The following is a 16,441-nucleotide window of genomic DNA, read 5'->3' as shown; positions in this document are numbered from 1 at the left end:
TACCGGCAGAACCGGCCGTACGACCAGAGTCCCCAGACCCCGCCTCCCCCGCCGCAGGGAGACCCCTCCTACCCCGCCTATCCCCCGTACCAGCCGCCTCGGGCACGGCCCCCGCAGCAGCCGTACCAACCGGACCAGCCGCACCTGACCTATCCCTGGCAGCCCCGGCCGCAGCCGCCCGAGCCGGCCCCGCCGCGCAGGCCGCGCCATCGCGCGCTCGGACAGCACAGCGACATCCGCGTGCTGCGCGGCGCCTACCGCCGGCAGCGCCGCGTCGCGACCCTCACCGCGCTCGGCTACTTCACCCTCTTCCTCGTCCTGTCGGCGTTCGCCCCGTCGCTCATGACGAGCACCGTGTCCGGCGGACTGTCGACCGGACTGCTCCTCGGTCTGCTCCAGGTCCCCGTGACCTGCCTGGCGATCGGGCTGTACGAGCACACCGCGCGCCGGAGCGTCGACCCGATCGCCGACCGGATCCGCAGACAGGCCGAACTGGACGCACGGCGGGAGGCGGCATGATGACCGGGTTCAGCAGTTCCGCGCAGACGATGTCGCTGGTGGCGTTCACCGCCGTGGCCACGATCACGCTCCTGCTGTGCGTGATGACGGGCCCGGACCGCGACGACCTCGACGAGTTCTACACCGGGTACGGATCGCTCTCCCCGATGCGCAACGGCCTCGCGATCGCCGGCGACTACATCTCCGCGGCGACCGTCCTCGGCACCGGCGGCGTCATCGCCCTGGCCGGCTACGACGGCGTCGTCCTCGCCCTGAGCACCGCCCTGTCCCTGATGCTCCTGATGTTCCTGCTGGCCGAACCCCTGCGCAACGCGGGCCGGTTCACCATGGGCGACGCCCTCACCCGCCGCACCCCCGGCCGCGCCGTCCGCAACACGGCCTGCGCGGTGACCATCGTCGCGCTGCTGCCGCTGATGCTCGTCCAACTCGCGGGCGCCGGCGACCTGCTGGCCTTCATCCTCGGCTTCTCCAGCGACTCCCTGAAGACCGGCTGCGTCATCGGCCTGGGCGCCCTGATGATCAGTTACGCGGCGATCGGCGGCATGAAGGGCACCGCCCTCATCCAGATCCTGAAGATCGTGATGCTGCTCGGCTCGGGCGCCGTGGTCGCCGCCCTCGTCCTGAACCGCTTCGACTGGAACCCCGGCGCGCTCCTCGACAGCGCCGCCGCGAACAGCGGTGCCGGCGCCGCCTACCTCCACTCCGGGCTCCAGTTCGCGGGCGGCTCCAACCCCCGCCTGGACATGATCACTTCGGAGCTGACGGTCGTCCTCGGCGGCGCCTGCCTCCCGCACGTCACCATGCGCATGTACACGGCCGGCAGCGCCCGGCAGGTGCGCCGCTCGCTGTCCTGGGCGGTGCCGTGCGTGGCCCTGTTCGTCCTCGTCATCAGCGTGATCGGTTTCGGGGCCACCGCCCTCGTCGGGCGGGACGTGATCGTCGCGGGCGACCCGCAGGGCAACACGGCCTATCTGCTGGGGTCCCGGGCCGTGTTCGGCGCGTCCGTCTCCACCGCCGAGACCCTGCTCTTCACCACGGTCACGACGGCGATCTTCCTGACCCTGCTCGCCTCCGTCGCCGGGATGATCCTGGCCTGCGCCAACTCCCTGGCCCACGACGTGTTCGCGCACAGCCGGTTCTTCCGGGGCCGCCGCCGCGGCGACGAGCTCTCCCCGCGCCGCGAGATGCTCCTCGCCCGCGTCTCCGCGCTGGCGGTGGGCGGGCCGGCCATCCTGCTCGCCACCCTCGTCCAGCACCGCAGCCTGCAGCCGCTGGTCACGCTGTCGTTCTGCCTCGGCGCCTCCGCGATCGCGCCCGCGCTGATCTACAGCCTCTTCTGGCGCCGCTACACCCGCACCGGCCTGCTCGCCACCCTCATCGGCGGCACCCTCACGGTCCTCCTCCTCATGCCCGGCACCAACCTCGTCTCCGGCTCCCCCGCCGCGGCCTTCCCGGACGCCGACCTCAACTGGTTCCCGTTCACCACCACGGGCATCGTCTCGATCCCGCTGGGCTTCGCCTACGGCTGGCTCGGCACGGTGGTCTCGGGCCGCCGCAAGGCCGAGGAACAGCGCCGGCAGTACGAGGCGGTGGAGGGCTGGATCCTGGCGGGGGCCGTGCGCCGGGGGAGGTGAGGGTGCCGCAGCGGGGCGGGCCTACTCGACGGGGGCGCGGCCCGTCAGGGACATGAGGCTGCTGCGTACGTGGTCCATGTGGGCCCGTACGTCGTCCCACCGCTCCCCGTGCTCACGCAGCACCCGCTCGGTCTCGCGGGCGATCCGGTCCTCGCGGACCCGCGCCTCGGCGATCACCTCGGCCGCCCGCACCTCCGCCTCGTCCTGCCGGCGCCGGTCCGACTCCTCCGCCTCGGCGAGGGCCCGGCCGGCCTCGGCGAGCGCGGCCTCGGCGCGGGCCACCCGGTCCTCGTGGTGCGCCTCGAACGCGGCCTCCCGTTCGACGGCGGCCCGTTCGGCCTCCGCCCAGCGCACCGCCTGCTCCTTCTCCTGCTCGACGAGGAGCCCCTCGGTCCGCCGGCGCACCTCGCGCAGCCCGGCCAGGGCCTCGCCCCGGTTCTCCTTGACCTCGCGCCGCGCGGAGATCCGTACGTCGTCGGCCTCGGCCCGTGCGGCGAGCAGCCGTTGCCGGGCGCGCTCCTCGGCCTCGCCGCACACCTCGTCGGCGTAGGCCTGTGCCGCCTCCCGTACCGCGCGGTCCGCCGCCTCTGTCTCCTCCAGCGCCGAGCGGACCCCCTGCCGCGCCGCCTCGCGCAGCGCCTCGGCCTCCTCCTCGCCGAGCTCGAAGATCCGCCGGGCCCGCTCACCGAGTTCGTCGTACGTCTGCGGGACGAGCCCGGCCACGGTCTCCCGCATCCGCTCCGCCTCGGCCTCCATCTCCTTCTCCAGCACGGTCAGCCGGGCGGCCCGCTCCCAGGCGGCGTCGCGGTCCGCGGAGAGCGCCGCGGCGTACGCGTCGACCTGTTCGGGACGGTAACCACGTCCCCGTACGGCCACGAAGCCGTGCGGCGACACCGATGTGCTGCTCATCCTTTGACCCCTCTCCGCCGACCCACACAAAATGACGATTTGGCGCACATCTTGATGGATCACACGGAAGTGTTCATAACGCGACACTCCGCCCGCAGGTTCGGACGTGAAGGGGTCGTTCACGCGTCATTTGAGGTCAGGAGCCCGCGGGGGGCGGCGCGCCGGGCACGGAAAGGGGGCACCCGACCCTTCGTACGGACCCCCGGACGGACGCGCCCCATCACACCGCACGCCCCTGAACCCCGCCCCGGACCGGACAGGCCGGGACCGGACGGGACAAGACGGGACGGGACAAGACGGGACGGGAGGGGAACGCGAACGCGTCGGGCCGGAACGCCCGCACACACGACGAGGCGCCCGCCCCGTCACCGGGCGGGCGCCTCGACCGTTCTCCGCAGCGGCCCTGCCGCCGCCCCGCTGTTCCCCTACCTCCGCATCGCGGCTACAGGAGTCCGTCCCACATCTGCTCCAGCAGGACCGACCACCAGCTCTCGGGCGAACCGAGCGCCGCGGGGTCGAGCGCGGCGAGCTGGGCCTGGAAGTCGACGGTCCAGCGGCCCGCCTGCTCCTGGTTGAGCCCGAACCGCAGCCGCCACATCCGGCCCAGCAGACCCAGGCAGCGCGCGAACTCGGGCAGCCCCGTGTTCACGAACTGCGGGGGCACCGGAGCACCGCCCGGACCGGCCTCCACCGGCACCGCGACGATGTTCGCCGTGCCGTACTGGACACAGATCGCCTTGCCGAAGTCGCTGCCCATGACGAGGTACGAACCCGCGTCGGGACCGGCCGCCACCCCGCGCTCCTGCGCCAGCTCGGCGAGCGTCGGCACGGGCCGGCCCGGCTGGGCCTGCGCCCAGAAGAACGGCCCCATGTCGAGCGGCAGTCCGGCCACGACCAGGGTGTGCGCCACGATGTCGGGCACCCCCTGCCGCGACACGGCGCCCTGGTCGAACCGGAACACACCCGGCCCGAACGCGGCAGCCAGCTCCTGCCCGATCGCCTCCGGCGGGACCGGCGGCACGGGATGCACCGGCGGGATCGGCGCCCGGACCGGCGCGGGACGCGCGGGCCCGTCCGCCACCTGGTGCAACTCGCCCTGATGAGCCAGGAGTTGATGCATTCCCTGCTGCCGGCTCGCATGGTCGGTGCCGTACGGAGCGATGCTCGTGATCCGCGCCTGCGGCCAGGTCTCCCGGATCATCCGCGCGCAGTACGCACCCGGCAGTTCACAGGACTCCAGCTCCGTGTGCAGCTCCAGCACCTGCTGCGGCGGCACGTTCATCGCACGCAGCTCGTGCAGGATCTGCCACTCCGGGTGCGGGGTGCCCGGCGCGGACCGGCGGATCAGCTGCTGCTCCGAACCGTCCTGCGCGCGGTAGCGCAACACCGCCTGGTAGCCGGGCCCGACGGTCGGCTGCGCCGCCTGCGGATAGCCGTACGCCGGCGGCTGCTGACCGGGCAACGGCCCCGGCCCACCCGGCGGCGTGCCGGGAGCCTGCGGCGGGAGCGGCGCCCCGGGGCCACCGACCGGCGGACCCCCGAACACCGTCGCCGCGTGGTGCGCCCCGCCCGGGGGCATACCGCCGGGAGGCTGCGGCGCACCGGGAGCACCCGGCGGCTGCGGCGCGCCCGGACCACCGACGGGGGGCCCGGCGAGCATCGTCGCGGCATGGTGCACACCGTCACCCGGAGGCGTACCACCCGGCGAGTTCGGCGCGCCGGGACCGTTCTGCTGCTGCCAGGGAGCACCCGGAGCACCGGGTGCGCCCGGCGCCTGCGGAGCGCCCGGACCGCCCACCGCGGGCCCCGCCAGCATGGTCGCGGCGTGGTGCACCCCGTCACCCGGAGGCGTGGCGGCCGGGGGCCGGGGTGCGCCCGGCGGACCCACGGGACCCTCCGGCCCCTCGGGGCCGAGCTGCGGGACGAGACTCGTCGGCACGTACCCGCCCGCGGGGGCACCGGGAGCGCCGGGCCCGGCCGGCGGCGGAACGCTGCCCGGCCGTGCGCCCGGCACACCCGGAGCGCTCGGCGGATGCGGCGTCCCCGACCCGGCCGCGCGGGCCCCGCGCGGCGGCTGGGCCTTGCTCGTCGCGGCGTCGGCGATGTCACCGGCGTGCGGCGGCAGCGGCCGTGCCGGCGCCGCGGGCGGCGTGCCGGGAGCACCCGGAGCCTGCGGAGCGGCGGGCGGCGGCGTGCCGGGCCCGTGCGGGAACCCGTACGCGGGCGGCGTCCCCTGCGGACCGCCGGGAACGGGCGCACCGGGAGGCTGCGTACCGGGACCGGCACCGGGACCCTGCGGATAGCCGTACGAGGGCGCCGGCGGCGGGCCCGAAGGCTCGCCGTGTCCCTGCGCGTCACCGGACGGCGCACCCGGGCCGGGCTGTTCGACCTTCGGGGCCATGGCCGTGCGCGGAAGCCGGCTGCCCCCGGACATCAGGGCCGTCTTGGCCTCCGGCAGCGAGGCGGGCGGCGGGGTGCCGGAATCGTCGGAGCCGGTCAGCGGCGGCGCGAACACGGTCGCCGGCAGCGGTACGGAACGGTCGTCCCCCGCGTCGGCGTTCGTGTCCGTCCCGGCCCACGGCGTCGCGTCGGCGGGCACTCCCGGCGTCGTGTCCCGCAGGCCCGGATCCGCGTCGTCGGCGCTCGCGGCGGCCGGCCACGGCGTGGCACCACCGGGAGCGGACGGCACACCCGGCGGCGGAGTGGCCGGCGCGTCGGCGGGCGGCGGAACCGGAGCCGACGGCGAGGAAGCAGCGTGCGCCCCCGGCGTGGACGGAACACCGTGCGCCCCCGAATGTCCCGATGCACCCGGAAGCGAACTCCCGTCCCCCGAAGCACCGTTCACGGACCCGTCACCCGACGAAGCCGCAGCCGCAGCCGCAGCCGGACGCGATCCCGCACCGTCCGACGCACCCGCACCCGCACGCCGGTCCGGAATACCCATCCGGTCCGCGGCCTCCTGCAACCACTCCGGAGGACTCAGCAAGAACGACGTCTGATTCAGATCCACCCGCGCCGGAGGCTCCGGCGCCGGCTCGGGAGCACCGTCCGGACCCCCGTACTCCTCCTCATACCGGCGGATGACCTCACCCACCGGCAGCGCGGGCCACAACGTGGCCTCCCCGCTGTCCCGGGCGATCACCAGGCGCTGCGCGCCCCCGTCGGAACGCGGCCCCTCGGCCCGGTCCTCCGCCCACACCACGAAACCGAGTTCGAACTCACGCACCCGCACCTCACGATGCTGGTACCCGGGCACGTCCCCGTTGATCCACTCCTCGGCGCGCTCCTGCGCCTGCGCGAACGTCACCATCGCAAGCTCACTCCCCCACCGAAGACACCGAGGACACCGACGACACCGAATCCGCCGGCCCCTCGGAGTCCGACACCACGGACACCGCGTACGCGAACCCGCCGTCCACCATCAGATTCGCCACCGTCTCCAGCTCCGGCGGATTGCCCGCGAGCCGGGACAGGAACGCGTCGAAGTCCTCACCGCACGGCAGCAGCAACCGCTCCACCCGCTCGGCCGGCGGCCACGCGTCCTGGTCACGGGCATCGTCGAACGCGCAGAACCACACCGAACCGATCCGGTCGCCCTTCACCTTCACCGCCAGCAGACCACCCTGCACGAACCCCACACCCAGGTAGTCCTTGGTCAGATGGTCGCGCAGACACTTGTTGACATAGACCAGATCGTTCACCGCGGCCTCGTCCCGCACCGTGAAGAACGGCTGGTCCACCAGCAGACCCAGCTCCGCGTCGAGCGCCGCACCCACCGGCGCACACCCGCCCGCGGCCTTCAGGAACGACCGATAGGCACCCGGCAGCCGGTAGCCGAGCTCCTCCTCGACCCCCTGCACCTGCTCCTCCGTCACCGCGACCGACGACTTCGGCAACCCGAAGTGCGCGGGCCGCGTCTCCTGCAACGGCCGCGTCCCCCGCTTGTCCTGATCCACGACCGTCGTCGCCACACCACCGTGATGCCGCAACAACGCCTTGACCTCGACCGGCACCAGCTCCAGCCGCCTGGTCCCCGCCACGTGATGCCACGTCCACCCGTGCGGCGTCGCCACCGACGGGATCGTGTCCCACAGATCGTGCCCGGCCGCGGCCAGAGCCGCGTTCGCCGAGACATAGTCCGTCAGCCGCAACTCGTCGACACCGAACCCCTCCGGGGGCTCGGCGATCTCCGCGGCAGCACGCGCGTAGAGGGAGAAGTCGGGATAACCGTGCTCATCGATCCGCACACCCCTGGGATGGCGGGCCGCCCGGACAGGATCCGGAAAATGCACGACCTGCCCGGCATAGGCCGCGTTCGGCGGCACGGCTTGCCCCCCAGCCTGGCGGCTGGGAGGTGCCCCCAGCCCGAGCCGACCTGTCGTCATGGCTGTTGCCCCCTGCGGCGTTCTCAGTAGCTGGATGGAGCCCGGATGTCGACAGCCTATGCGGTCGTACGACACCGGTCACCGGGCCTCCGGTTCCGTGACCAGCCGTCACCCCGCCGTGACCCACAGCCGAAGACCGGGCGTGTCGCGACGCCCCAGCTTCCGCACACGCCACGGCATTTGGCAGTCTGTCTCCGCACCGGGGGATGCACGGGAGGGAAAAAGATCATGAGCGCGACGCATACGGGCACGTCCGGGGATCCCCGGGTCGGCTGGAGCAGCGACGAAGCACCGCACACCCCCGTCCTCCTCCACCGACGCGACGGCATACTCCCCACCGTCGCCGCCGCCCTCTCCGTCCGCGGCGCCACCCTCACCGGCACCGCCGCCCGCGGCGACCAGCCACCCGCCCTTCACCCCCTGGTCCAGGACTTCCTCGACACCCTCACCAACGCCCAGCGCGACCGCTTCACCGGACGCTGCGCCGAGGCCATCCTCATCTCCCGGCACATCGCCACCGCCGACGCCGAACGCAGCAAGCGCGCCGCCCGCAAGCCGATGACCAACGGCGAAGCACGCAAAGCCCTCAAGCAGGCCAAACTCACCGCCCGCCGCATCCGCGAGGACGGCGACCCCCTGCACGGCAGCTTCGCCGCACCCTGCCGCTCCTGCACCGCCCTCAGCGACCACTTCGGCGTCCGCATCGTCGACCCGTCGGCACCGGGCGCCTGAACACCCCCCACCCCCGCACACGTATCCACAACCGGCGCCCCGCGACGCCACCGTCCCATCCCCCGACGAACGAACGGCAGATGCAAGCAGAACGCTCCTCCTCCAAGCTCACCGCTCCCCCCGGGCCCGGGGGACCCACGTCGACCCGCTTCCCCGAACCCGTGGACTCCGCGCTGCGCTCCGCGGGATGGCAGCCCGGACGCTGGGACATAAAGCAGGCCGAGTACTGGGCCGACGCCCTACGAGGCCACGCCTCACCCGCCGGACACCGGCACGCCGTGTTCCCGGCGGCGGTCGAGGCATGGGCGGAGTTCGGAGGACTGCACGTCACCGCCACGGGACCCGGACGACAGGTCGCACCCACCGCCCTCGACCTCGACCCGCTGCACGGACTCCACCTCGCCCGCACCCTCGTCGACCTCGGCCGCGCCCTCGACACCGAGGTCTGCCCCCTCGGCGAGGAGTCCGACTCCCGCGCCCTCCTCGCCATCGACGCCGAGGGCCGCGTCTACACCCTCGACCACACCGGCGACTGGTACGTGGGCGCGCACATCGACGCAGCCCTCACCACCCTCCTCACCGGCACACCCCCCACCCGCCTGACGACGGCGTAACAGACCTTCTCTCGCCCCGGCGACCGCCGGAAGGGACGAGCCCAGCAGCCCACGGCCCGCAGTCGGCGTCCGACGGGAGGGGGCCGTGCCCCAGCCAGTCGCTGCCCGCAGTCGGCATCCGGCGGGAGGGGCCGTGCCGGTACATCAGATGCCCGTCGCTTACGCCCGGATCGAGCAGCGGTCCGCTTCTCCCCTCACGTCTGATGCAGCGGCGACGGGCGGATGTACCGGCGCGGCCCCGCCCCACCCACCGGACCGGAGCCGCGACAGCAGACACGGCGAACCTGCTACGCGGGAATGACCGCCGACACCCGGAACCCCCCGGCATCCGTGGGCCCCGAAACGAACACGCCCCCCAGCGCCGCCACCCGCTCCTTCATCCCCAGCAACCCGTTCCCCCCACTGGGCAACCGCACCGACGACCCGGCGCCCACCTCCGGCGGACACTCGTTCTCCACCTGCATCGCGATCTCCGACATCCGATGCGCCAGCCGCACATACGTCTTCGCGCCCGCCGCGTGCTTGTGGACGTTCGTCAACGCCTCCTGCACCACCCGGTACGCGGTCTGCTCGATCTCCCGCGCATACGCGCGCACATCCCCCTCGACCGACAGCGCCACGACCATCCCGGCCGCCGCCGACTGCCCCACCAGCTCGTCGAGCTCCGCGAGACACGGCCCCTCCACGACACCACCGGCACCCGCACCCGACACCGCGCCGACCCCGGACCCGTCCGCCGCCCGCGAAGCCGCCACAGCCGCCGCCACACCCACTGCCGCCAACGGCACCGCCGCGACCGCCGCCCCCGAAGACGAGGACGAGGAGGAGGGGGACGAAGACAACGCGGCGGACGACGAGGCCGCCGACACCCGCCCGTCCGCCCCGTTCCCCGACCGGAGAACACCCAGCATCTCCCGCAACTCCGTCAGCGCCTGCCGCCCCATGTCCCCCACCAAGGCCGCGTTCTTCACCGCCTTCTCGGGATCCTTCCGCGCGATCGCCTGAAGCGCCGCCGCGTGCACGACCATCAACGACACCCGATGCGCGACCACGTCGTGCATCTCCCGCGCGATCCGCGTCCGCTCCTCGTTACGGGCCCACTCCGCCCGCTCCTCCGCCCGCTCCGCGAGCAACTGCAGCTCACGCTCCAGCGAGTCCGCCCGCTCCCGCAGGCTCTCCATCAACCGGCGCCGCGCCCCCATGTACAGGCCGAGCAGCACGGGCGGCGCGGTCATGCCGATCGCGGTCGTGATCGACGCGAACGGGACGAACCAGTCCCCCATCGTCACATCGCCGCTCATCACACCCTGATGCGTCCGCACGAACGTCACGATCAGCATGCCGGCGAAGGACATCGCCGCCAGCGCGGCGGTGATACGGCGCGGCAGCTCGGACGCGGCGAGCGTGTACAGCCCGACGAGGCCCATGAGGAACCCCATCTGGGCGGGCGTGATCGCGATGGACACCAGCACGACCGCGATCGGCCACTTCCGCCGCACCAGCAGCACGGACCCGGCGATCACCCCGAAGACGACACCGATCGGAACGGGCAGCCCCGCGTCGTGCGCGAACCTGACTCCCTCGCCCCCGCACTCCGCCGCGGACGCCAGCGCGAGCCCCGCGTCCAGTACGGCACTGCGCCACCTGACCCACCACCACGGGCCGGTCCCGGCCGCGGTGTGCTCTTCCCCCGTCGTGGTCATGACTCCAGCCTACGGGCGGGCCCCGCCCCTTTTCCGGTGAGTTTCACCTACTGGCCTACACCACCCACCCCCTCGAACAGAAGCGAAATCAACAGTTATCCCTCGAACTGTTGACTGACTCACCCTTCGCTCCCGGAAGGCCCGATTCCGCCCGGACGATATGCCCATGGCACATGCAAAGGGCAAGTACGCAGACTTCGAGGGGCTTCGGGAACGAGCAGTCGCACTACGACGGGCCGGGCTCAGCCTCCGACAGATCCGGGACGAACTTCAGGTCCACAACAACGACACCCTCCAACGACTGGTGGCAGGCGAACCACCACCCGAGTGGACAAAACGACCGAGGGCAAAGGACTCCCTGCGAGAGCGGGCTCGCGAGCTGCGGAGGCAGGGCCGGACGTACAACGAGATCCAGGCCGAGCTGGGCTGCTCGAAGAGTTCGGTATCCCTCTGGGTTCGCGATCTCCCCCACCCGGAGCCCCGCTGCACCCCGGAGGAGCAACGCGCACGCATGAACGCGGGCCTGGCGCGGCTGCGCGCCGAGCAGGATCAGGTACGGGAGGAGACCAAGCGGCAGGCCGCGGAATCCATCGGAGAGTTGTCAGACCGAGAACTGTTCATGGCCGGGGTCGCCCTCTACTGGGCCGAGGGCCAGAAGAGCAAGCCGTACCAACGCCGCGAGACAGTCGCCTTCGTCAACAGCGATCCGGGAGTGATTCAGGTCTACCTCGCCTGGCTGGACCTGCTCGACGTGCCCCGAGAGCGACTGCGCTTCCGTGTCATGATCCACGAAACCGCGGATGTGGATACAGCCGAGAGGTACTGGGCCGACCTCGTGGGGATCGACGCCACCACACTCCTGCCGACGACGCTCAAGAAGCACAACCCCAAGACCGTTCGCAAGAACGTCGGTGACGCGTACCGCGGTTGCCTGGTCGTCCGCGTGCTGCAGGGAGCCGATCTCTACTGCCGCATCGAAGGCTGGTGGGGCGGAATCGTGGCCCATACGCAGACCCGACTCAGGTAAGGTCTCAAGGGCCATCCCCCGTGGTGTAACTGGCAGCACACTAGTTTTTGGTACTAGCAGGACAAGGTTCGAATCCTTGCGGGGGAGCCACGGTATACACGTCCTTGGTTCGGGCCCTGACACCTCTGTCAGGGCCCGCTCTCATGTCCCTCCTGATACGCCCCGGTATCCTGCGGATGTCCACACCCCAAGCATCCGAAGCCGAAGGGCATTCCCGTGAGCGCCAATCGCCCGGCAGCCGTCGTCGTTCTCGCAGCGGGTGAGGGCACCCGTATGAAATCGGCCACACCCAAGGTCCTGCACGACATCTGTGGCCGTTCCCTCGTCGGTCATGTGCTCGCCGCGGCGGGCGAGTTGGACCCCGAGAACCTGGTCGTCGTCGTGGGTCACGCCCGCGAGAAGGTCGTCGCCCACCTCACCGGGATCGACCCCGCCGTGCGGACCGCGGTGCAGGCCGAGCAGAACGGCACCGGGCACGCCGTGCGGATGGGCCTGGAGGAGCTGGGCGGCGGTGTGGACGGCACCGTCGTCGTGGTCTGCGGCGACACCCCCCTGCTCAGCGGCGCGACGCTGCGCGCCCTCGCCGAGACGCACGCCGCCGACGGCAACGCCGTGACGGTGCTGACCGCCGAGGTCCCCGACGCGACCGGTTACGGCCGCATCGTGCGGGACGGCGCGAGCGGCGCGGTCACCGCGATCGTGGAGCACAAGGACGCGAGTGACTCGCAGCGTGCGATCCGTGAGATCAACTCGGGTGTCTTCGCCTTCGACGGGCAGCTTCTGGCGGACGCGCTGGGCAAGGTGCGGACGGACAACAGTCAGGGCGAGGAGTACCTGACGGACGTCCTCGGGATCCTGCGGGAGGCCGGGCACCGTGTGGGCGCGGCGGTGGCGGGTGACCACCGGGAGATCGCCGGCATCAACAACCGGGTGCAGTTGGCGGAGGCGCGGCGCATCCTGAACGACCGGTTGCTGACCGCGGCGATGCTGGCGGGTGTGAGTGTGGTGGATCCGGCGACGACGTGGGTGGATGTGACGGTGACGTTCGAGCAGGACGCGATCGTGCACCCGGGGACGCAGTTGCAGGGTGCGACGCATCTGGCGGAGGGTGCGGAGGTGGGTCCCAACTGCCGTCTGCGGGACACCAGGGTGGGTGCGGGGGCCCGGGTGGACAACACGGTGGCGGACAGTGCGGAGGTGGGTCCGCAGGCGACGGTGGGTCCGTTCGCGTATCTGCGTCCGGGGACGCGGCTGGGTCTGAAGGCGAAGGTCGGCACGTACGTGGAGACGAAGAACGCGACGATCGGTGAGGGGACGAAGGTTCCGCATCTGTCGTATGTCGGGGACGCGACGATCGGCGAGTACTCGAACATCGGTGCTGCGAGTGTGTTCGTGAACTATGACGGACAGGACAAACACCACACGACGATCGGGTCGCACTGCCGGACGGGTTCGGACAACATGTTTGTGGCTCCTGTCACGGTGGGGGACGGCGCGTACACCGCGGCGGGCTCGGTGATCACGAAGGATGTGCCGGCGGGTTCGCTGGCCGTGGCCCGTGGCCAGCAAAGGAATATCGAGGGTTGGGTGGCCCGTAAGCGTCCCGGGAGCGCGGCGGCGAAGGCCGCGGAGACGGCTGTCCGGGGGACGGAAAGCGAAGACTGACCGGAAAGCGGTACGTCCGGGACGGCGTACCGTGATAGGTGCACACCCCAGCTGAGAGGGCTTCTCGCAACCCAGCTGAGACGACCTCTCGCGCCCACTGAGTAGACCTCTGAGGAGACAGTGCTGTGACCGGGATCAAGACGACCGGCGAGAAGAAGATGATGTTCTTCTCCGGCCGCGCCCACCCCGAGCTTGCCGAGGAGGTCGCCCACAAGCTGGGTGTCGGGGTTGTCCCGACGAAGGCCTTCGACTTCGCGAACGGTGAGATCTACATCCGTTATCAGGAGTCGGCGCGTGGTGCGGACTGCTTCCTGATGCAGAGCCACACGGCTCCGATCAACAAGTGGATCATGGAGCAGTTGATCATGATCGACGCTCTGAAGCGGGCGTCCGCGCGGAGCATCACGGTGATCGTGCCGTTCTACGGTTACGCGCGCCAGGACAAGAAGCACCGTGGGCGTGAGCCGATCTCGGCGCGTCTGATCGCGGACCTGATGAAGACGGCGGGTGCGGACCGCATTCTGACGGTGGATCTGCACACGGACCAGATCCAGGGCTTCTTCGACGGTCCGGTGGACCATCTGTTCGCGCTGCCGATCCTGGCGGACTACGTGGGTGCCAAGGTGGACCGGTCGAAGCTGACGGTGGTCTCGCCGGACGCGGGCCGGGTGCGGGTGGCGGACCGTTGGTGCGACCGTCTGGACGCGCCGCTGGCGATCGTGCACAAGCGTCGTGACAAGGACGTGGCGAACAAGGTCACGGTGCACGAGGTGGTCGGTGACGTGAAGGGCCGGGTGTGCATCCTGGTCGACGACATGATCGACACGGGTGGCACGATCTGTGCGGCGGCGGACGCGTTGTTCGCGCACGGTGCGGAGGACGTCATCGTGACGGCGACGCACGGTGTGCTGTCGGGTCCCGCGGCGGACCGTCTGAAGAACTCGAAGGTCAGTGAGTTCGTGTTCACGGACACGCTGCCGACTCCGGGTGAGCTGGAGCTCGACAAGATCACGGTGCTGTCGATCGCGCCGACGATCGCGAACGCGGTGCGTGAGGTCTTCGAGGACGGTTCGGTGACGAGCCTGTTCGAGGAGCAGTAGGCCTCGGTTCCGCCGGTCCTCTAGATCGATTTCTTGTACGGCCTCCCCGCCCCGTAAGCTGTCACAGTTGCTCGGCGAGGGAGGCCGTTCCGCTGTCATCGGCGGTACGGCGGTCCGTTATCGACGCGCTCTTCGTAGCAGGCCGACGGTTTGGCCGGGTGACCTTTTTCGTCAGGTTTCCCAGTTCTACGAGGAGTGAACATGTCCGAGGTCAAGCTCGCCGCCGGCACCCGCACCGAGTTCGGCAAGGGCGCTGCCCGCCGCATCCGCCGTGAGAGCAAGGTTCCGGCGGTCGTCTACGGTCACGGCACGGAGCCGGTCCACATCACGCTGCCGGGTCACGAGCTGCTGCTCGCCCTGCGTACCCCGAACGTTCTGCTGACGCTGGACATCGAGGGCAAGACCGAGCTGGCGATCCCGAAGGCTGTCCAGCGTGACGCCATCAGGGGCTTCATCGAGCACGTCGACCTGCTGCTCGTGAAGCGTGGCGAGAAGGTCACCGTCGAGGTCTTCGTGCAGACCGAGGGTGAGCTGGCCCCGGGCAGCTTCCTGCTGGAGCACGTCCTGAACACGCTGACCGTCGAGGCCGAGGCCACGCACATCCCGGAGTCGGTCACCGTGTCCATCGAGGGCCTGGAGGCCGGTGCCTCCATCCACGCCAAGGACATCACGCTCCCCAAGGGCACCACGCTGGCGATCGACGAGGACGCGGTCGTCCTCCAGGTCCTGTCCGCGCAGGCCGAGGAGCCGGCGGCCGAGGACGAGGCCGCTGCGGCGGACGCGCCCGCCGAGGCCTGATCCTCACCGCCATCTTCAGTCGTGCCGGCCGCCGCTCCTGTCAGGGGCGGCGGCTGTCGCGTATCAAGGACACATGGGAGAGACGGACGTGACGACCGACGCCAGCGCGCCCTGGCTGATCGTGGGCCTGGGGAATCCGGGCCCGGAGTACGCCATGAACCGGCACAACGTGGGCTTCATGGTGGCCGATCTGCTGGCGGGACGGATCGGTGGGAAGTTCAAGCGGGCGGGGAAGGCGCAGGCGCAGGTGATCGAGGGGCGGATCGGGCCGCCGGGTCCGGCGAACCGGCGGGTGATCCTGGCGAAGCCGATGTCGTACATGAATCTGTCGGGTGGGCCGGTGACGGCGTTGCGGGACTTCTACAAGGTGCCGACGGGGAACATCGTGGCGGTCCATGACGAGCTGGACATCGACTACGGGGTGTTGCGGCTGAAGCTGGGTGGCGGGGACAACGGTCACAACGGGCTGAAGTCGATGACGAAGGCGATGGGCGCGGACTATCACCGGGTGCGGTTCGGGATCGGGCGTCCGCCGGGGCGGATGCAGGTGGCGGATTTCGTGCTGAAGGATTTCGGGTCGGCGGAGCGCAAGGAGCTGGACTACTTCGTGGACCGGGCTGCGGACGCGGTGGAGGCTCTGGTGATCGAGGGTCTGGAGCGGGCGCAGGGCACGTACAACTCCTGAGGTCGGGTGGGGTGCCCGGGTGGCTCGGAGGCGGTCGTTGTGCGGGTACAACGGGGGACTTGTCCCTGCCGGAGTTGACCGAGCGCTCAGCCATGGCCAATGATCCCCGCCATGCCTGCTGTCACCTCCCGTCAGAGCGCCCACGCGGCGCTGCGTTTCGGGCGGCTCGCGGCGATGGGCGCGGTCACGCTGCTCATTCTGGTCGCGGGTGTCTGGGCCTCGTGGGGCACCGCTCAGCACGTGATGCTGGGCAAGGGCCGGGAGCGGGGCACGCTGGCGGTGGTGTCGTGTGCGGACGGGACGTGCTGGGGGCCGTTCACGCCGTCCTCGCCGGGGTACCGGGCGCGGGACCGGGTGAGCATCGGCCAGGAGCCGGCGGTGCGGAAGGGCCGGACGTACACGGTGACGGTGAAACCGGACAGTGACGAGGTGGTCCGCAGCGGTCCGGCCGGTCTGCTGTACGCGTGGTCGCCGCTGGCCGGTGCGTTGTTGCTGGCGTCGGTGGTGGTGGCGGGCGGGCTGCGGCTGACGCGGGTGGCGTGGGTGATGGCGGGTGCGGGGCTTGCGCTGCTGACGGCCGCGTTCGTGGCGCTGTAGCCGTCCGCTCCGGGGTCGGGGCTCTTCTCTTTCATCGGACGCCGAAGGCGCCCTCTCTGTCCGGTCGGTTGCG

At 71.3% G+C, this 16,441-nt stretch carries 14 protein-coding genes and 1 tRNA gene; 11 read left to right on the top strand and 4 right to left on the bottom strand.

The genetic code is table 11. The features are described from left to right. Positions 1 to 144: 144 nt before the first annotated feature. A complete protein-coding gene (locus OG406_RS23670) occupies positions 145 to 519 on the top strand; it encodes a DUF485 domain-containing protein (RefSeq protein ID WP_266849541.1) in 375 nt (124 codons plus the stop codon). Then, entirely contained in the window at positions 519 to 2,153 is a 1,635-nt protein-coding gene (locus OG406_RS23665) for a sodium/solute symporter (protein ID WP_329190945.1), read from the top strand. Before OG406_RS23670 ends, OG406_RS23665 begins: the two co-directional genes overlap by 1 nt. A 21-nt stretch (positions 2,154 to 2,174) precedes the next feature. On the opposite strand, the gene OG406_RS23660 is transcribed toward OG406_RS23665, so the two are convergent. From OG406_RS23660 to OG406_RS23650, 3 genes are all read right to left on the bottom strand, one after another. After that, on the bottom strand, positions 2,175 to 3,062 hold the full coding sequence (locus OG406_RS23660; protein WP_329187625.1) for a cellulose-binding protein: 888 nt from the start codon (positions 3,060 to 3,062) through the stop codon (positions 2,175 to 2,177). Positions 3,063 to 3,504: 442 nt separating this feature from the next. Further along, positions 3,505 to 6,372, bottom strand: coding sequence for an SUKH-4 family immunity protein (locus OG406_RS23655; protein WP_329187623.1), 2,868 nt, complete (start codon positions 6,370 to 6,372; stop codon positions 3,505 to 3,507). Between the two features lie 7 nt (positions 6,373 to 6,379). Continuing rightward, positions 6,380 to 7,447, bottom strand: a complete 1,068-nt coding sequence (locus OG406_RS23650) for an HNH endonuclease (protein WP_164373981.1) — start codon at positions 7,445 to 7,447, stop codon at positions 6,380 to 6,382. 228 nt (positions 7,448 to 7,675) lie between these two features. Between OG406_RS23650 and OG406_RS23645 the strand changes: the two genes are divergently transcribed. After that, positions 7,676 to 8,179, top strand: a complete 504-nt coding sequence (locus tag OG406_RS23645) for a YwqJ-related putative deaminase (RefSeq protein ID WP_164373982.1) — start codon at positions 7,676 to 7,678, stop codon at positions 8,177 to 8,179. A gap of 80 nt (positions 8,180 to 8,259) precedes the next feature. Next, positions 8,260 to 8,793: an SUKH-3 domain-containing protein gene (locus OG406_RS23640; protein WP_164373983.1), complete on the top strand. Its 534-nt coding sequence runs from the start codon at positions 8,260 to 8,262 to the stop codon at positions 8,791 to 8,793. Between the two features lie 287 nt (positions 8,794 to 9,080). Here the strand turns inward: OG406_RS23640 and OG406_RS23635 are convergent, their stop codons facing one another. After that, positions 9,081 to 10,496 (bottom strand): sensor histidine kinase, encoded by a 1,416-nt coding sequence (locus tag OG406_RS23635; protein WP_329187621.1) that lies wholly within the window; start codon positions 10,494 to 10,496, stop codon positions 9,081 to 9,083. A gap of 166 nt (positions 10,497 to 10,662) precedes the next feature. Here OG406_RS23635 and OG406_RS23630 point away from each other — a divergent pair, with 166 nt between their 5' ends. The 7 genes from OG406_RS23630 to OG406_RS23600 all read left to right on the top strand — a co-directional run bounded on the left by OG406_RS23630 (position 10,663) and on the right by OG406_RS23600 (position 16,368). After that, positions 10,663 to 11,523, top strand: a complete 861-nt coding sequence (locus OG406_RS23630) for a hypothetical protein (RefSeq protein ID WP_329187619.1) — start codon at positions 10,663 to 10,665, stop codon at positions 11,521 to 11,523. Positions 11,524 to 11,537: 14 nt separating this feature from the next. Beyond that, a tRNA-Gln gene (locus OG406_RS23625) sits at positions 11,538 to 11,613 on the top strand. 126 nt (positions 11,614 to 11,739) lie between these two features. Beyond that, positions 11,740 to 13,188, top strand: a complete 1,449-nt coding sequence (gene glmU, locus OG406_RS23620) for a bifunctional UDP-N-acetylglucosamine diphosphorylase/glucosamine-1-phosphate N-acetyltransferase GlmU (RefSeq protein ID WP_267051036.1) — start codon at positions 11,740 to 11,742, stop codon at positions 13,186 to 13,188. 125 nt (positions 13,189 to 13,313) lie between these two features. Beyond that, positions 13,314 to 14,288, top strand: a complete 975-nt coding sequence (locus OG406_RS23615) for a ribose-phosphate diphosphokinase (RefSeq protein WP_164373987.1) — start codon at positions 13,314 to 13,316, stop codon at positions 14,286 to 14,288. A 201-nt stretch (positions 14,289 to 14,489) separates the two neighbouring features. Beyond that, positions 14,490 to 15,086: a 50S ribosomal protein L25/general stress protein Ctc gene (locus tag OG406_RS23610; protein ID WP_327409623.1), complete on the top strand. Its 597-nt coding sequence runs from the start codon at positions 14,490 to 14,492 to the stop codon at positions 15,084 to 15,086. A 73-nt stretch (positions 15,087 to 15,159) separates the two neighbouring features. Further along, positions 15,160 to 15,771: an aminoacyl-tRNA hydrolase gene (gene pth, locus OG406_RS23605; protein WP_329187616.1), complete on the top strand. Its 612-nt coding sequence runs from the start codon at positions 15,160 to 15,162 to the stop codon at positions 15,769 to 15,771. A gap of 99 nt (positions 15,772 to 15,870) precedes the next feature. Continuing rightward, positions 15,871 to 16,368, top strand: coding sequence for a hypothetical protein (locus OG406_RS23600; protein WP_164373990.1), 498 nt, complete (start codon positions 15,871 to 15,873; stop codon positions 16,366 to 16,368). Positions 16,369 to 16,441: the final 73 nt, after the last annotated feature.

This window comes from Streptomyces sp. NBC_01428 (genome assembly GCF_036231965.1).
Taxonomy (GTDB): Bacteria; Actinomycetota; Actinomycetes; order Streptomycetales; family Streptomycetaceae; genus Streptomyces.
Note: the sequence above shows the minus strand (reverse complement) of the source record. Positions and strands in the feature narration are given on the sequence as shown.